At 68.0% G+C, this 15,958-nt stretch carries 14 protein-coding genes and 1 riboswitch; of the genes, 9 read left to right on the top strand and 5 right to left on the bottom strand.

Going from position 1 to position 15,958, the window contains the following annotated elements:
* Positions 1-60 precede the first annotated feature (60 nt).
* Entirely contained in the window at positions 61-867 is an 807-nt protein-coding gene (locus tag OG300_RS10955; RefSeq protein WP_405494767.1) for an alpha/beta fold hydrolase, read from the top strand.
* Positions 868-993: 126 nt separating this feature from the next.
* Complete coding sequence (locus OG300_RS10950) at positions 994-2,934, top strand: potassium transporter Kup (RefSeq protein WP_405494765.1); 1,941 nt, start codon at positions 994-996, stop codon at positions 2,932-2,934.
* A 15-nt stretch (positions 2,935-2,949) separates the two neighbouring features.
* Here the strand turns inward: OG300_RS10950 and OG300_RS10945 are convergent, their stop codons facing one another.
* The 3 genes from OG300_RS10945 to OG300_RS10935 form a co-directional block, all read right to left on the bottom strand.
* Positions 2,950-3,768 carry an SDR family NAD(P)-dependent oxidoreductase gene (locus tag OG300_RS10945; RefSeq protein ID WP_405494763.1) on the bottom strand — a complete coding sequence of 273 codons (819 nt, stop codon included), beginning with the start codon at positions 3,766-3,768 and terminating at the stop codon, positions 2,950-2,952.
* Positions 3,769-3,934: 166 nt separating this feature from the next.
* A complete protein-coding gene (locus OG300_RS10940; protein ID WP_405494761.1) occupies positions 3,935-4,069 on the bottom strand; it encodes a hypothetical protein in 135 nt (44 codons plus the stop codon).
* A gap of 63 nt (positions 4,070-4,132) precedes the next feature.
* Positions 4,133-6,040 carry a M3 family metallopeptidase gene (locus tag OG300_RS10935; RefSeq protein WP_405494759.1) on the bottom strand — a complete coding sequence of 636 codons (1,908 nt, stop codon included), beginning with the start codon at positions 6,038-6,040 and terminating at the stop codon, positions 4,133-4,135.
* 139 nt (positions 6,041-6,179) lie between these two features.
* Between OG300_RS10935 and OG300_RS10930 the strand changes: the two genes are divergently transcribed.
* From OG300_RS10930 to OG300_RS10910, 5 genes are all read left to right on the top strand, one after another.
* Entirely contained in the window at positions 6,180-6,581 is a 402-nt protein-coding gene (locus OG300_RS10930) for a hypothetical protein (protein ID WP_405494757.1), read from the top strand.
* Between the two features lie 14 nt (positions 6,582-6,595).
* Positions 6,596-7,327, top strand: a complete 732-nt coding sequence (locus tag OG300_RS10925; RefSeq protein ID WP_405494755.1) for a TetR/AcrR family transcriptional regulator — start codon at positions 6,596-6,598, stop codon at positions 7,325-7,327.
* Positions 7,328-7,462: 135 nt separating this feature from the next.
* Positions 7,463-7,636, top strand: a riboswitch (M-box (ykoK) riboswitch).
* 200 nt (positions 7,637-7,836) lie between these two features.
* Positions 7,837-8,550: an MgtC/SapB family protein gene (locus OG300_RS10920; RefSeq protein ID WP_405494753.1), complete on the top strand. Its 714-nt coding sequence runs from the start codon at positions 7,837-7,839 to the stop codon at positions 8,548-8,550.
* A complete protein-coding gene (locus OG300_RS10915; protein ID WP_405494751.1) occupies positions 8,547-10,286 on the top strand; it encodes an ABC transporter permease in 1,740 nt (579 codons plus the stop codon). The genes OG300_RS10920 and OG300_RS10915 overlap by 4 nt, the downstream gene beginning before the upstream one ends.
* A gap of 12 nt (positions 10,287-10,298) precedes the next feature.
* On the top strand, positions 10,299-11,618 hold the full coding sequence (locus OG300_RS10910; RefSeq protein ID WP_405494749.1) for a nitrate/sulfonate/bicarbonate ABC transporter ATP-binding protein: 1,320 nt from the start codon (positions 10,299-10,301) through the stop codon (positions 11,616-11,618).
* Between the two features lie 16 nt (positions 11,619-11,634).
* Here OG300_RS10910 and OG300_RS10905 read toward each other — a convergent pair whose 3' ends face one another.
* Together OG300_RS10905 and OG300_RS10900 are read right to left on the bottom strand one after the other, a co-directional pair.
* Positions 11,635-12,399, bottom strand: coding sequence for a glucose 1-dehydrogenase (locus OG300_RS10905; protein ID WP_405494747.1), 765 nt, complete (start codon positions 12,397-12,399; stop codon positions 11,635-11,637).
* Between the two features lie 110 nt (positions 12,400-12,509).
* Entirely contained in the window at positions 12,510-13,352 is an 843-nt protein-coding gene (locus OG300_RS10900; protein WP_405494746.1) for a helix-turn-helix transcriptional regulator, read from the bottom strand.
* 115 nt (positions 13,353-13,467) lie between these two features.
* Here OG300_RS10900 and OG300_RS10895 point away from each other — a divergent pair, with 115 nt between their 5' ends.
* Positions 13,468-14,415: a LysR family transcriptional regulator gene (locus tag OG300_RS10895; RefSeq protein WP_405494744.1), complete on the top strand. Its 948-nt coding sequence runs from the start codon at positions 13,468-13,470 to the stop codon at positions 14,413-14,415.
* A 402-nt stretch (positions 14,416-14,817) separates the two neighbouring features.
* Complete coding sequence (mraY, locus tag OG300_RS10890; protein ID WP_405494742.1) at positions 14,818-15,891, top strand: phospho-N-acetylmuramoyl-pentapeptide-transferase; 1,074 nt, start codon at positions 14,818-14,820, stop codon at positions 15,889-15,891.
* The last annotated feature ends 67 nt before the right edge of the window (positions 15,892-15,958 follow it).

Genomic DNA, 15,958 nt, shown 5'->3' with positions numbered 1-15,958 from the left:
CAAGCGGCGATGTCAGGTCGATGTCAGGGCGTTGTCAGGCCTGACGCCGAGGGTATGGGCATGACGAAAAACAGCCTCTCCCCGAACAGTTCGACCTGGACCGGCCTGGTGGCCGTCGATGACACGGCCCTCGCGGTCACCGATACCGGCGGCAGCGGGATGGCGGTGGTGTATCTCAACGGTCAGTTCGCCACCCAGGGCTACTGGCGCAAGGTCATCGCCGATCTCGGTCCCGGCCTGCGCCACATCACGTTCGACGAACGTGCCCGTGGCAAGTCGCGCACCTCGGCCGATTACACCTTCGAGACCTTCGTGCGTGATGTCGACGCCGTGCTGGCTGCCCGGGGTGTGTCGAGGGCGCTGGTGGTGGGCTGGTCCTACGGGGCGTTCGTCGCGGCGCACTGGGCCGCCCGCAATCCCGGCCGCGCGGTGGGAGTGGTGCTCGTCGATGGGGCGCAGCCCTTCGATTGGCTCGACGACGCGATGGAGGCGCGCATTCGCAAGCTCTTCAAGCGCTTGAGCCCGATCACGACGTTGCTGCGACCGACCGGCCTGACTCCGCGTATGCCCGCAAAACAGCAGGCGGAGTGCAACATCGAACTCGGCCGGATCTCACGGCAGGCCGAGCTGGGCCCGGTGATGGACAGCATCACGGTGCCGGGCCGGTATGTGCTCGCCTCGGGGTCGTCGCTGGGCAGCCATGGCGACGAGCAGGAGCGCATCCGCGCCGGCGTCGACGCGGTGGTCGCCCGCAATGCGAATCTCCGCATCAGCGCGAAGGTCGCCAGCAACCATGACCGTATCCTGCGCAAGGACTTTCGCGCGGTCGCCGACGCGGTGCGCGACGTCGCGTCATCGGAGGCGTAGCGGTGCCCGCCCGCTCATCGCCGGTGACATGCCCGCAGGCACCGCCGCGCGATTCGCGTCGCTGCGGCACGATCGGCCGCCACCACGGCACGATAGGGCGCAGATCGACAATCGAGGAGCGCGCAGATGAGCACAGGGTCCGAGGTAGAGGTTCCGGCACCTGCTGGTGGAGGTGGCGCAGGCGTGCGGTCCGCCGTGGTGGTGGGCGCGCTGGGTGTGGTGTTCGGTGATATCGGGACCAGCCCGATCTACACGATTCAAACCGTGTTCAATCCCGATGACCCGCACCCGGTGCCGTTGGGCACCGACCATCTCTACGGCGTCGTGTCGCTGATCTTCTGGTCGGTGATGATCATCGTGACCCTGACCTACGTGACGCTGGTGATGCACGCCGACAACGACGGGGAGGGCGGGATCATGGCCCTGATCACCTTGCTGCGGCGACTGACCGGAGGCGCCGGCGGCCGTACCGCCGCGGTGCTCGCCGGGCTCGGAATCTTCGGCGCCGCACTGTTCTTCGGCGACAGCATGATCACTCCGGCGATCTCGGTGCTGTCGGCGGTGGAGGGTCTCAAGGTGGTGCAGCCGGGGCTCGAGGAGTTGATCGTGCCGATCACGGTGGTGATCATCATCGGGCTGTTCGCGGTGCAGCGCCGGGGTACCGCGGTGGTCGGGCGGATGTTCGGGCCGGTGATGATCGTCTGGTTCGTGGCGATCGGCGCGCTGGGTGTCTCCGGTATCGCGCGGCATCCGCAGATCCTCAAGGCGCTCTCGCCGACGTATGCGCTCTCGTTCATGGTCGGGCACTTCGGTATCGCGTTCTTCGCGCTCGCGGCGATCGTGCTGTCGGTCACCGGCGCCGAGGCGCTGTACGCGGACATGGGCCATTTCGGGCGGAAAGCGATCACCCGGGGTTGGCTGGGTCTGGTGTTGCCGGCGTGCACGCTGAGTTACCTCGGGCAGGGCGCGCTGCTGCTCGGCGACCGGAGCGCGGTGGGCAGCCCGTTCTTTCTGCTGGCACCGGGCTGGGCGCGATTGCCGCTGGTGCTGTTGGCGACCGCCGCGACGGTGATCGCCTCGCAGGCGGTGATCACCGGGGCCTTCTCGGTGGCGGCGCAGGCCGCACAGCTGGGCTACCTGCCCCGGTTGCGGGTCGCGCACACCTCGGAGTCGACGATCGGGCAGATCTATGTGCCCTGGATCAACTGGGTGCTGATGGTCTCGGTGATCACGCTGGTGTTCGCGTTCCGCAGTTCGGCGGCGCTGGCCTTCGCGTTCGGGATGGCCGTGACCGCGACGATCACCATCACCACGCTGCTGTTCTTCTACATCGCCCACACCAAATGGCGAACTCCGTTGTGGCTGGTGCTGATCGGCGCGATCCCGCTGCTGGTGGTCGACGTGCTGTTCCTGGCCGCGAACATGACCAAACTGGTGCACGGTGCGTGGCTGCCGCTGCTGATCGGGATCAGCGCGTTCACCGTGATGACCACCTGGGCGCGCGGACGCGATGTGGTCACCCGCGCCCGCGAACGCGTCGAGGGGCCGCTGCGGGCCTTCGTCGACGAGTTGCCCGACCATCGACCGCCACTGCTGCGGATACCCGGCACCGCGGTATTCCTCAACCGCGGCAAGGAAACCACCCCGTTGGCCATGCGCGCCAACGTTCAGCACAATCGGGTGCTGCGCGAACACGTGGTGATCATGTCGATCGTGACGCTGCCGGTGCCCCGGGTGCCGGCGGCGCAGCGGACCCAGATCGATCCGCTCGGGTACACCGATGACGGAATCATCCAGGTGAACGCCTATTTCGGCTATATGGAAACCCCGAACATCCCGGCCGCGCTGGCCCTGCTGGACCCGGCGCAGACGGAGGGCGTCCTCTCGATCGAGGACGCCTCCTACTTCCTGTCGAAGATCGAGCTCGCGAAGGGCCCGGAGCCGACGATGGCGTCGTGGCGCAAGAGCCTGTTCATCGCGACCTCCTACATCACCGCCGACGCCGCGGAATACTTCGGCCTGCCCGGCGAGCGGACGGTGATCATGGGCGCGCGCATCGAGGTCTAGTATCCGGCGATCGGTCTAGGCGGCCGCCGCCAACTGGATGGTCCAGGCGGCAAGCCGTGCGCGGGCGCGTGAGTTACGCACCAGCGCAGCCGCTTTCGCCGATTCCGTGCCCTCGTAGTAGCCGCCGTTCACGACCGGCACGGCGAGATCGGCGAGGTCGGCCACGACGGCGGCGGCCGCGTCGAGGGGCGCGCCTCGATGGCTGAGCAGCTGCGGCAGATCGATCTCGAAGTCGGCGGGGTGCACACTGACCGCGGTGATCTCCTCGGGGCCGCTCTCGGCCAGCGATCGGCCGAACATGGTGAGCGCGAGTTTGGCCTGCGAGTAGATGGCATGCGCGGTGTAGATGCCGCGGTTGCGGTCGAGGTCGGTGTAGTCGATGTTGCCGGTGCGGTGCAGCTTCGAGGTCACGTTGACCACGCGGCCACGGGCGGCGGCCAGGGCGGGAACCAGTGCCACGGTGAGGCGCTGGGGTGCGAGATAGTCGACTTGGAAGGTCAATTCGTGCCCGTCGCCGGTGATGGTGCGGCCCTCGGGAGCCGGGATGGACGCGGTGTTGATCAGGGCGTCGAGGCGGGTCAGGTCGGTGGCGAGGGTTCGGCCGAGTTCGTCGACCTCGGCCAGGTGGGCGAAGTCGGCGTGGATCATGCGCACCCGCCCCGGTTGCGCACCGGCGGTGAGCAATTGCATCGTCTCGTCGGCGTGGTCCTGCTGTCCGACGTGTGCGATCACGGTGGCGCCGTCGGCGATCAGGCGCCGGGCGGTCGCGAAACCGAGGCGCTGATCGGCGCCGGTGACCAGCACGGTGCGGGCGGCGGACGAGATTGCGGACATAGTTCTCCCATCAGGTGTGCGTCACCGCCGCCCCCGCGACGGCGCACGGGGTGCAGGTGACGCGGAAGGAATCACGCGAGCAGGCGTCGCGGAATGTATTGGAAGGCCGCATGTTTCAGCGGTGACGCCGCGTGGCACGCGGCACTGCTGGATTCGACGACCCGGGCTAGGCCGGACTGGGCGGCTCGTCCTCGCTGCCGAAGCCGAACAGCTCCAGGGCGGACGGCATGGCTTCGTGGCGGTGCCGGGCAGCCTCCAGTGACCCGCACGGGGTGCGGCCGGAGTCGAAAGGTGCTGCCATACCAGGATATAAACCCACGCCCGGCAGACGGGACAAGCCCACCGGGCCCGCTTTCACGCTTTCTTAGCGGTCGAGCCAGGCCGCGAAGGCGTCGAAGGTGAAGGGGCGGCCCAGGAATGCGGTGACCGAGTCGGCGGCGTCGCGGGAGCCGCCGGGGCCGAGGATGCTGTCGCGGTAGCGGTGCGCCACTGCGGAATTCAACAGGTCGGCGGGGTCGAAGGCGGCGAAGAGGTCCTTGGCGATGACCAGACTCCACATGTAGGTGTAGTAGGCCGAGGTGTAGCCCGCCAGATGCCCGAAGGAGGCCTGGAAGTGGGTGTCGGGCACCTCGGCGATGAGGCCGTAGCGATCCATCGCCTCGGAGACGGCGGCGGGGTGGTCGGCGGGGCGATCACGGTGCAGCAGAAACGAGATGGCGGTGTAGACGACCTGGGTGAGCACGTTGATGCCCTTGCCGAAATCCTTGGCCGCCCGCATGCGCCGCACCAGGGCCTCGGGGATGGCGTTGCCGTCCGCGTCGAGGGCGAAGCTGCCGAGAATGGCGGGGTCCCACGCCCATTCCTCGAGCAGCTGCGAGGGGGCTTCGACGAAGTCCCATTCGGTGGCCACCCCGGAGAAGCGTGCCCAGTGTTGATCGCCGCCGAGCACGTGATGGATGAGGTGCCCGAATTCGTGGAAGAGGGTGACCACGTGCTGATGTTCCATGAGCCCGCGCGAGAAGTTGCACACCAGTACGCCTTCGGGCAGCAGCCGGTCGGTGATGCCGCCGACGAGGTCGAATTGTGCTGCGTGCTTGTATTTTCCGTCGCGCGGGTGCAGATCGAGGTAGATGCGCCCGCGGCGGTGCCCGTCGGCGTACACGTCGTAGACGGTGACCTCGTCGTGCCAGGTCGGTGCGTCCACGAGGCGGTATTGCAGTCCGAACAGCCGCCCGGTGACCTCGAGCAGTCCGGCGCGCACGGCCGGGAAGTCGAAGTAGCGGCGTACCTCGCGCGCGTCGACGTCGTAGTTCTCGCGGCGGATCAGTTCGCTGTAGTAGCCGTTGTCGGCGCGGTCGAGGCCGGTGGCGGTGGGGTCGTCGAGGCGGCGCCGCGCCAGCAGGGTGTCGTGGTCGCGGCGGCCCGCGGGCGCGGCGGCGGTCGCGATGCGGTCGATGAACTCGGCGATGGCCGCGCTCGAGCCGATCATCTTCACCTCCGCGTCGTAGTCGGGCCAGCTGTCGTAGCCGAGCAGCCGCGCCTTCTCGTCGCGCAGGTCGAGGATCTCGTGCAGCACAGCGTCATTGGCGGGCCAGCCGCGGGAGTCGAATTCGACGGTGAGTTCACGGCGGGCGGCGGCGTCGCGGGCGAAGGTGCGAAACGGCAGGTAGTCGGGGTAGTCGGTGGTGACGGTGACCAGTCCGTCGGCGGCGGGCGGGTGCGCGGCCAGGAAGTCCTGCGGCAGCCCGTCGAGGCGGTCGGGGGCCAGCTGGATGCTGCGCACGTCGTCGCGGATGGTGCGCCCGAATTCCTGCTCGAGCACGGTGAGCCGTTCGGAGATGTCGCGCAACCGGTTTCGGGTGGCCTCGTCGCGGTCGACGCCGCTGCGACGGAAGTCGCGCAGCACGTGTGCGCGCATGCGTGCGCTGTCGGTGTCCAGCCCCGCCGGGTCGGTGGCGCTGAGCACCTCGAACAGTTCACGGTCGAGGGTGCGGTCGGTGGTGGCGCGTTCGATGTCCTGCAACAGTTTCTCGGCCAGCTCGCGCACCTGCGGGTCGGGGTGGACCTGCACGAACAGTCCGGCCGCGGATTCCGCACCACGCAACGCGATATCGGCGTCGTTCCACACCTCGAGCACCTCGCGGGCGTCACGCACCGCGCCGCCCCGCAGCCGCTGCAATGTCTCACGCGCACTGCGCAATCCGCTCTCCACATGGTCGGTCAGCCACTGCGGCCAGTCGGTCGCGGGCAGGGCAAGCGGGGACAGGCTCATGTCCCGACCCTATCGGCTACCGCAACCGCAATTCGGGCCTACCACTCGGGCCGGTACAAAACCGGCACCCCGGCACTCACGCAGCGATAAAATAAGCCTTTCACCTGGCACTATTTGATCTATCCAGGAGATGATCGACATGTTCGGGTCTCGGAAGTCGGCATTCGCCGCAACCACCCTCTTCGCCGCCGCGGGGGCGGCCGCACTCGTGGTCGCCGCGCCCGGCGCGTCGGCGTACGTCAGCAGCGTGACGGTCTCGAGCGGTTCGAGTATCGGCGGCGGCTACGGCACCAACTGCTCCTACACGGTCACCGTGAACGGCAGCCCCAACGAATACGTCTGGCTCTACGACAGCAATTCGGCCACCTTCAGCCCCCAGCAGTTCTCGCTCGGCACCGGCGGCACCGCCACCTCGAGCTTCACCCCCACCTCGACCGGCACCCACTATGTGCAGGCCTGGTCCTACAACGGTTCGCAGTGGGCGTTGCTGACGGTCAAGACCGGCATCAACCTCGGCAGCGCCTGCATCGTGAGCAGCTGAGCACGATCCGACCGATGCCGGTGCCACCCGCGGGCGACCGGCACCGGCCCAGCGCGGTTCGGTGGCGGTCAACGGCGGGTGCGCGTGGGGTGGTCGGTGCGGGCATTACCCTGGTTCCGGTGCAGACCGAGCAGCCGCCCTCCGAGTCCGAGCCGCGTATCTGGGGTGGGACGACCCTGACCGAGCGTCGCGAGGCGCGGCGTGGGGCGTTGTTGGAGGCGGCGCTGGATCTGATCGGGGAGTCCGGGGCCGGGGCGGTGACGATGCGGGCGGTGTGTCGGCGCGCCAATCTGACGGACCGCTATTTCTACGAATCCTTTTCCAGCCGTGACGAATTGCTCGATGTGCTGTATCGGTTGATCGCCGAGGAGTATCTGGGGCCGATGACGGCGTTCGCGGTGGCCGATGATCCGAGCCGGGATCGGGCGCTCTCGGAGTTGCTGGTGGACAAGGTGCTCGCCGATCCGCGCAAGTCGCGGTTGTTTCTGGTGGAGCCGTATTCCTCGACGGGGTTGGGGCAGACGACGATCGCGGTGATGCCGGTGTTCACCCGGCTCATCCAGGATCATCTGTTCTCCCATATCGAGGATCCGGTGCGGCGGCGGCTGGCGGCGGTGACGATGGCCAGCGGCAACGCGGGCATGTTCTCGGCGTGGCTCAATGGCACGCTGCGTGCCAGTCGCGAGGAGATCATCGATCATCTGGTGGCGATCATCGCCGCCTATCGAGGCATGTACCGCGACTGAGAGTCCGCGGGCGCGGGCCACCGCGAGTCATTATCGGATCGCGGTGGTGGTCGCGCTGAGGCGTTGACGGGTTGCTTACACCCTCGTGCTGTCGAGTTGCTCGATCGCCGCCGGGGGTGTTTACTCGCTGTCGCAAGGTGCCGTCGTTAGCTGAGGCTCCTTCACGGATACAGGCCGGCGATCCCGAACGTCGAGAGACGCCCCGGATCAGGACAGGTTTCCCCGAGCTAAGGGGATACCCCGACCGGCTCCCGCCATTGGACGGGTTTACGCCGTGAAGTGCTGAAGGTCTTACGAGGGGTGGTTACCGTACCCGGCGTTTCCTGCCGGTCCCACTCCCCTGGCGCGTGTGCTCGAGCTGGTCCTGGAGGTGGTTGCCGTGCCCGACGGATCAGACATATGCCCGTTAGCCAATCGTTCACTCGGCGACACTCCCGAATTCCGCTGCACAGCCGTGCTGTGCCTGTAGCGTCCGGTTTCGAGTGCGCCGTCTCTGCTAGGAGACCGTCATGACCACGTGGGAAATGCTGCTCCGACTCGCCACCGGTGTCGGGTTGGGTGCGGTGATCGGATTCGAGCGCCAGTTCCGGGCGCGCATGGCCGGGCTGCGCACCAACGCGCTGGTCGCGGCCGGGGCCACCTTGTTCGTGCTGCTGTCGGCGCACGGCTTCAATGGCGGTAACGCCGACCCGACTCGGGTTGCGGCACAGATCGTTTCCGGTATCGGCTTTCTGGGCGCGGGTGTGATCCTGCGCGACGGATTCAATATTCGCGGCCTCAACACCGCGGCGACCCTGTGGTGTTCGGCGGCGGTGGGTTCGCTGGCCGGATCGGGCATGTGGTCGACGGCGGTCGCGGGCACCGTGGCGGTGGTGGTGGTCAATACCGCGCTGCGCACGGTGGCGCGCACAGTCGACCGGCCGATCGCCGACGGCCCCGAAGCCCACGAGGCGCTCTACGCGTTCACCGCCGAAACCGATGATTCGCACGAGGCGCATGTGCGCGCACTGCTGGTGCAGTCGTTGACGCGCACCGATTTCCGACTGGTGTCGGTCTCGAGCCACGACACCCAGCCCGGCCGCGTACAGGTGCGCGCGGAATTGACCGGTGATCGCCGCGACGACCGGCAGATGGAGGCCGCGGTGAGCCGGCTGAGCCTCGAGCCGTCGGTGACCAGTGTCGGCTGGCGCACCGTGCCGGCGCCGGTGGAGGTCGAGCAGTGAGCACTCCGCTGCACTCGTATCCCTCACGCGGAGCACTGGATCGGCCGCGCTCACGCTGGGCGGATATCGCGGTGTTCGCCGCGGCGGCGGTGCTGATCTGGATCGTGGTGAAGATCTCGGCGGGCATGCATGTGCCCTTCGACGAGAACGCCCCTGCGGCAACGATTTCCACCGACGCCTCCGAGCTGCCGTTCTATGCGGCGCGTTCGCTGCTGCGGATGCTGCTGGCGTTGGGGTTGTCGATCGTGTTCACCTTCGTCTTCGCCACCGCGGCCGCGCGGTTGCCGCGTGCGGAGAAGGTGATGCTGCCGATCCTCGACATTCTGCAGTCGGTGCCGATCCTGGGTTTCCTGTCGGTGACGGTGACCGGGTTCATCGCGTTGTTCCCGGGCTCGTCACTGGGTTTGGAGTGCGCCTCGATCTTCGCGATCTTCACCTCGCAGGCCTGGAACATGACCTTCGCGTTCCATCACAGCCTGGTGTCGCAGCCGCGCGAACTCGATGAGGCCTCCCGCAATCTGCGCTTGTCGCGCTGGCAGCGGTTCTGGCGCGTCGATGTGCCCTCGGGGATGTTCCCGCTGGTGTGGAACGCGATGATGAGTTTCGGTGGCGGCTGGTTCTTCCTGACCGCGGCCGAGGCGATCAGCGTCAACAACCGCCAGTACGTGCTGCCGGGCATCGGGTCGTATGTGGCGACGGCGTCGGCGAATTCCGATACCGGCAAGGTATTTCTCGCGATCGTGGTGATGATCGTGATGATCATCGGTGTGAACGTGCTGTTCTGGCGGCCGATCACGGTGTGGGCGGAGCGCTTCCGGGTCGAGGACACCGCGTCCTCGGACAAGGGCCGCAGCCTGGTGCTGGATCTGTTGCGCCGCAGCCACATTCCGGGCCTGCTGGGGCGGGTCTTCGGGCGGCTGGTGTTTCCGATGGACCGCGCGATGCGGGTGTTCGGGCTGGCCGAGCATCCCCTCTACGTGCCGGTGGCGCGTCGTCGCGCCGGGGATGTGGCGTTCACGGTGATCGTCGGGGCGGGCGTGCTCGCCGGGCTGATCGCGATGGCCCGCTACATCGGCAGCACGGTCGGCTACCACGAGGTGGCCCACGCACTGTTGCTGGGTGTGATCACGCTGGGCCGGGTGATCGTGCTGTTGATCTTCGCGTCGATCGTGTGGGTGCCGATCGGGGTGTGGATCGGGTTGAATCCGCGGGTGCTGCGTTTGGCGCAGCCGGTGGTGCAGGTGCTGGCGTCGTTCCCGGCGAACTTCCTGTTCCCGCTGGTGGCCGCAGTACTGGTGTACACCGGTGCCAGCCTGCAGTGGGCGGCGATCTTACTGATGGCGTTGGGTGCGCAATGGTACATCCTGTTCAACGTGATCGCCGGGGCCTCGGCGGTGCCCAATGATCTGCGCGAGGCGGCGGCGAGTCTGGCGCTGCCGCGCATGCTGTGGTGGCGCAAGCTGATCCTGCCGGCGATCTTTCCCAGTTTCGTGACCGGTGCGATCACGGCGGCGGGTGGGGCGTGGAACGCCTCGATCGTCGCGGAGATCGTCACCTACGGTCACACCACCTTGACCGCGACCGGTCTGGGTTCCTATATCGCGGAGGCCACCCGTGCCGGCGATTCGCCGCGCATCCTGGTCGGCGTGCTGGCGATGAGCGCGTTCGTGGTCGGTATCAATCGAGGGTTCTGGCGGCGGATGTACGCGCTCGCGCAGCGCCGCTACTCGCTCTGAGAGGAGCATGTCGTGACCAATTCTGTTGCCGGCGGCGAGATCCTGATGGAGCTCTGCGCTATCGACATGTCGTTCACCGGTGCGTCCGGGGAACGGCTCAATGTCCTCGACGAGGTGAACCTGCAGCTGCGCGAGGGTGAGATCGTGGCGTTGCTGGGCCGTTCGGGTTCGGGCAAGTCGACGATGCTGCGGTTGATCGCCGGACTGCTGGCCCCGACCAGCGGTGAGGTGCGTTATCGCGGGCAGCCGTTGCGGGCCACCAATCCCGGTGCGGCCCTGGTGTTCCAGTCCTTCGCGCTGATGCCGTGGCTGAGCGTGCAGGACAATGTGGAGTTGGGTCTGGCCGCGCGCGGTATCGCTCCGGCCGAGCGACGCCAGCGCGCGTTGCAGGCGATCGACCGGATCGGTTTGGACGGGTTCGAGAGCGCCTATCCCAAGGAGCTGTCCGGTGGTATGCGTCAACGCGTCGGTTTCGCTCGCGCGCTGGTGCTGGAGCCGGATCTGCTGTTGATGGACGAGCCGTTCTCGGCGCTGGATGTGTTGACCGCGGAGAATCTGCGCACCGAACTGGTGAATCTGTGGGCCACGGAGGACTTTCCGACCAAATGCGTGTGCATCGTGACCCACAACATCGAGGAGGCGGTGCAGTTGGCCGACCGGGTGGTGGTGCTGGGTTCCAATCCGGGCCGCATCATCGCCGAGGTGGTCGTGGAGCAGCCGCGCCCGCGTAACCGGCGTGCGCCCGCGTTCGTGGCGATGGTCGATCAGATCTACGGTCTGCTGACCGGGCGTGACACCGAAACCGTTGCCGCACCGCAGGATACGGCGACCCCGTTCGCGGTGCCGCTGCCGGACGCCTCGGTGGGCGGGATCGCGGGTCTGCTGGAGTTGGTGCAGGGCAACAGTGGGCGCGCCGATCTGCCGGTGATCGCCGATGAGTTGAATTTCGAGCTCGATGATCTGATGCCGCTCGTGGACGCCGCGGCGCTGCTGGGTTTCCTGCTGGTGGATTCCGGTGACGTGATCTTGACCAATGTCGGATCCAATTTCACGCACGCCGATATCCAGGCCAGCAAAAGGATATTCGCGCAGCAGGCCCGGCAGCGCGCGCCGCTGGTGCGCACGGTGTGCAGTGCGTTGATCGGTAGCGGCAATCAGTCGGTGCGCGCGGATTTCATCCTGGATCTGCTGCAGCGCGGCTTCTCCGACGATGACGCGCGCCGACAGTTGGAGTTGGCGATCGAGTGGGGCCGCTACGCCGAACTCTATGACTACGACACCGATTCCGGGCGCATCACCGCCGACCCGGCCGCGGATCTGCAACCGGCGTGAGCTCACACCGCGCGGCTCACACCACGGCGGTGGGGGTGGCGTGGATGAGGCCGCCGTCGACGAGGATGTCCTGGCCGTTGAGGTAGGCGGCCTCGGGTGCGGCCAGGAACGCGACGGTGGCCGCGACATCCTCGGGTCGCCCCAGACGCCCGGCGGGGACCAGGGTCGCCGCGGCAGCCTGTGCCTCGGTGGAGAGTTCGGCCCGGAAGGCAGGGGTGTCGGTGAATCCGGGACTCACGGAGTTGACGCGGATGCCGCGTGGCGCGAGCTCGGCGGCCAGGGCGCGGGTCAGCGCGTGCACGCCGGCTTTGGTGGCGCTGTAGAGCGCGCTGTCGGTAACGCCACGGTAGGGGGTGAAGGAGGCGTTGAGAATGACCGAGGCGTCGCGTGCCAGCAGCGGCAAGGCCTGCTGCACCGTGAAATACACCGACTTCAGGTTGGCGGCCACGACGCGGTCGAATTCGGCTTCGGTGATGGCGTCGAAGGGTCCGAAGGCGCCGATTCCGGCGTTGGCGAACACGACGTCGAGGCGGCCGTGACGTTCGCCGATGACGCGCATCAGCTCTCGCAGGTCGGCGAGGTCGGCGGCGTCGGCGGCGATGGCGGTCACGGCGGGGCCGAGGAGTTCCGCGGCGGCGTCGAGGCGGGTTTTGTCGCGTCCGGTGATGATCACCTGTGCGCCCTCGGCAGCGAGGCGTCGCGCGGTGGCCAAGCCCATGCCGCTGCTGCCGCCGGTGATCAGGGCCACGGTGCCGGGGAATCGGAATGCGGTGTGTGTCATGGTTTTCAGCCTGCCGACTGACAACCCGGATAGGCAGTGCGTGTTTATGGTGGGTGTGCCACCACCACCCTGGCGGGTACCCGGCGGCGGTGATCGACGCCGTCGCGGTCTCAGGCCGGTGGGGCCAGCCGCAGCTGATGGAGGGTTTCGAGACGTTCGGCGGTGCCGGTGGCCGGGCGCGGGTTGTAGAGCACCACATGCCGATCCGGTTGCGCGGCGAAGGTCAGGGTGGTGGTGTCGAAGGCCAGTTCGCCCGCCTCGGGATGGTGCAGCACGTTGATCGCCGGGGTGGGCACCCCGACTTCGTGGCGCTGCCACAGGGCCGCGAATTGCGGACTGCGCTCGGCGAGTTCGGTGATGAGGCGCGCGTATTCCGGATCGTCGGCGCAGCGCGCGTAGTCCGCGCGGTAGGCGGCCACGACCAGGGGCGCTGCCACCGCCCACGCCTCGGGCAGGGCCAGATACCGCGGATTGGTGAAGTAGGTGACCAGGCAGTTGTGCCCGGTTCCGCGGTAGCCGAATACAGCGCGGGCGGTGTCGTTGTAGGCCAGCACATTCCAGTACCGGTCGCGCAGCACCGCGGGTTTGCCCGACCAGCCGTCGAGCAGTCCGCGCACCTCGGCACTGATCTCGCTGCCGCTGTCGAGCGCGGCGCACGGCGGGTTGAGGCCGGCGAGCACATACAGGTGCCCGCGTTCGGTGGCGTCCAAGTGCAGTGCGCCCGCGATCGCGTCGAGCACCTCGGCCGAGACGGTGATGTCGCGCCCCTGTTCGAGCCACGTGTACCACGACACCCCGACCCCGGCGAGTACGGCGACTTCTTCGCGGCGCAGTCCCGGGGTGCGTCGGCGGCCGGCGTCGGGCAGTCCGGCCTGCGCCGGGGTGAGGCGAGCGCGCCTGTCGCGCAGGAATTCCCGCAGCTGTTCGCGTCGCACTTCGGAGGAACCGGTCATAGATCACGGTAACAACGCCGGGCCCGTCCGCGTTCCGCGAGCCGCCCTCGCTGGCCTCTCGCCCGCGAAAGCGCCGCGAGCCACAACCACAGGTTGTGGGGCTAGGGTGTGGCGGGTGGATCTGACCGCTGTACGCACCTTCGTGGCCGTCGCTGACACCGGCCAGTTCCAGCAGGCCGCCGACACGCTGTCGATCACCCAGCAGGCGGTGTCCAAACGTATTGCGGCACTGGAGAAATACCTCGAAGTCCGGCTGTTCGCCCGCACCGCGCGCGGCGCCGAGCTGACCCTCGACGGTCGCGCGTTCCTGCCGCACGCACGCGAGTTGCTGCGCGTCGCCGAGCGCGCCGAGACCGCGATCCGCCCGGGCCGGCGCGCCTTGCGGGTGGATGTGGTGGCGCGCCGCATCACGACCGCGGGCCTGCTGCAGCAGTTCCATCGCGCCCATCCCGGCATCGACCTGGATGTCGTGACTCTCGACGCCGATGTCGAGGGCGCGATCGCCGCGATCGAGTCCGGCACCGTCGATGTCACCTTCCACGCCGTCCCCACCGGTCTGCCGTTGTCGACCGCGATCCGCACCATCCGGGTCATCGACGAACCTCACGAATTGCTCGTCGGCCCCCACCACCCGTTCGCCGACGCCGTCTCGATCACGCCCGCCCAGTTGGCCGGACACCGCGTCTGGATGCCCGGCCTGCCCGCGCACGGCGAAGTAGCCGCCTACTACGCCGAATTCGCCGCCACCTTCGCCTGCGTCCTCGACACCACCGCCCCGCTCTTCTCGAAGGAAACCATCCTGCAGGACATCGCCGATTCCCCTCAGCTGGCCAACCTGATCGGCACCGGCTCGCAATACCTGTGGCCCGACCGCTACGACCTACGCCGCATCCCCCTGCGCGACCCGATCCCCATCTACCCGATGTCGTTGATCTGGCACGCCGACAACCCCCATCCGGCCCTGCCGCTGCTGCGCGCACACCTCACCGCCCACCGCGATGCCGCGCCCCTGCGGGATGTCTGGGTCCCGACCTGGAACTCCCCCGCGCCTTCCGCCCGCTGAGCACCGATCGACCGCACGCCGTCTACTCACCGAAATGACCAGCGCGACAGTCGCTCTCCGGGCGCGGAGGTCAACGCGCGGCGGTCAATCGGTGTACGCGTGCCGGCATTCGATCAGGTTGTGCAGCAGCCTGTTTCGCACCATCACTCGATCCGTGTCACCGGCCGGATGGACCGCGGGAGCGGAGGCGATCCTGATACCTGAAGCGGCCGCCGCAGACTCGGCCCGGATCGGCCGCACCGCGGCGTGCGCCGCTGTCGAACCTGTGGTGAGAGGCGCACGCGCGCAGCGGGTTCGACCGGGTGGGTGGGTCGCATGCGGTGCGGGAGTGGGGCGGGTGTGGTTGCATGTGTCGCAACTCGACGGTGTCGGATGGGCCGGGCCGGGTGGTGAGGGGGGCCGATGCGGCAGATTCTGGTCGCGGCGATGGTGGCGTTGGTGGTGTCGATCGTGGTGACGCCGTTGCTGGTTCGAGTGTTCCGACGCAGCGGGCTGGGGTGGCAGGTGCGCGCGGGTGGGGTGAGTCGGTCGGCGGAGCGCGGGGCGGCGACGATGGGTGGGATCGGGATAGTGGTGGGGATGTGGGCGGGGTATCTGGCGGCGCATCTGCTGGCGGCCGGTCAAGGGGTGGTGGGGTTTTCGGCGTCGGGGGTGCTGGTGCTGGGGTTGGCTACCGCGTTGGGGGTGGTGGGGTTCGCCGATGACTGGATCAAGTTGTCACAGCGGCGCAGTCTCGGGTTGACCGCGGGCGGGAAGTATCTGGGGCAGGCCGCGGCGGCGGTGGTGTTCGGGGTGCTGGCGTTGCGGTTTCGGGGCGGGTCGGGGTTGACGCCGGGCAGTAAGGAGATTTCGATCGTCCGCGATATTCCGACGTTGTCGTTCGGGGTGATCGGATTTCTGCTGGCGGTGGTGGGCCTGGTGGTGCTGTGGTCGAACGCGGTGAGCATCACCGACGGCCTGGATGGTTTGGCGGCCGGGTCGATGGGGTTGGCGGTGGGCACCTATGTGCTGATCACGTTCTGGCAGTACACGCATTCGTGTGCGGTGCGCGCGGTGCCGGGCTGCTACACGGTGCGCGATCCGCTGGATCTGGCGGTGGTGTGCGCGGCCGCGGCGGCGGCGTGCGCGGGATTCCTGTGGTGGAACGCGCCACCGGCGCGCATCGCCATGGGCGACACCGGGTCGCTGGCGCTGGGTGGGTTGCTGGCGGGATTGTCGATCACCTCGCGCACGGAGCTGTTGACCGCGGTGGTGGGGGCGTTGTTCTTCGCCGAGATCCTCTCGGTGTTGTTGCAGGTGGTCATGTTTCGCACCACGCGCACCCGACTGTTCAAGATGGCCCCGTTCCATCACCATTTCGAGTTGGGCGGCTGGGCGGAGACGACGGTGGTGATCCGGTTCTGGCTGCTGGCGGCGATCGCCGCGGCGGTCGGGCTGATCCTGTTCTACGGCGAGCATTTGACCATGTCCGGGTGAACCCCCGCGAAAAAACGCTCGCCCGCACCGGATGACGGTGCGGGCGAGCGCTTTTCGCGGGGTGACG

Source organism: Nocardia sp. NBC_00511, assembly GCF_045161165.1.
GTDB lineage: Bacteria > Actinomycetota > Actinomycetes > Mycobacteriales > Mycobacteriaceae > Nocardia.
This window is presented reverse-complemented; position numbering and strand designations above follow the sequence as displayed.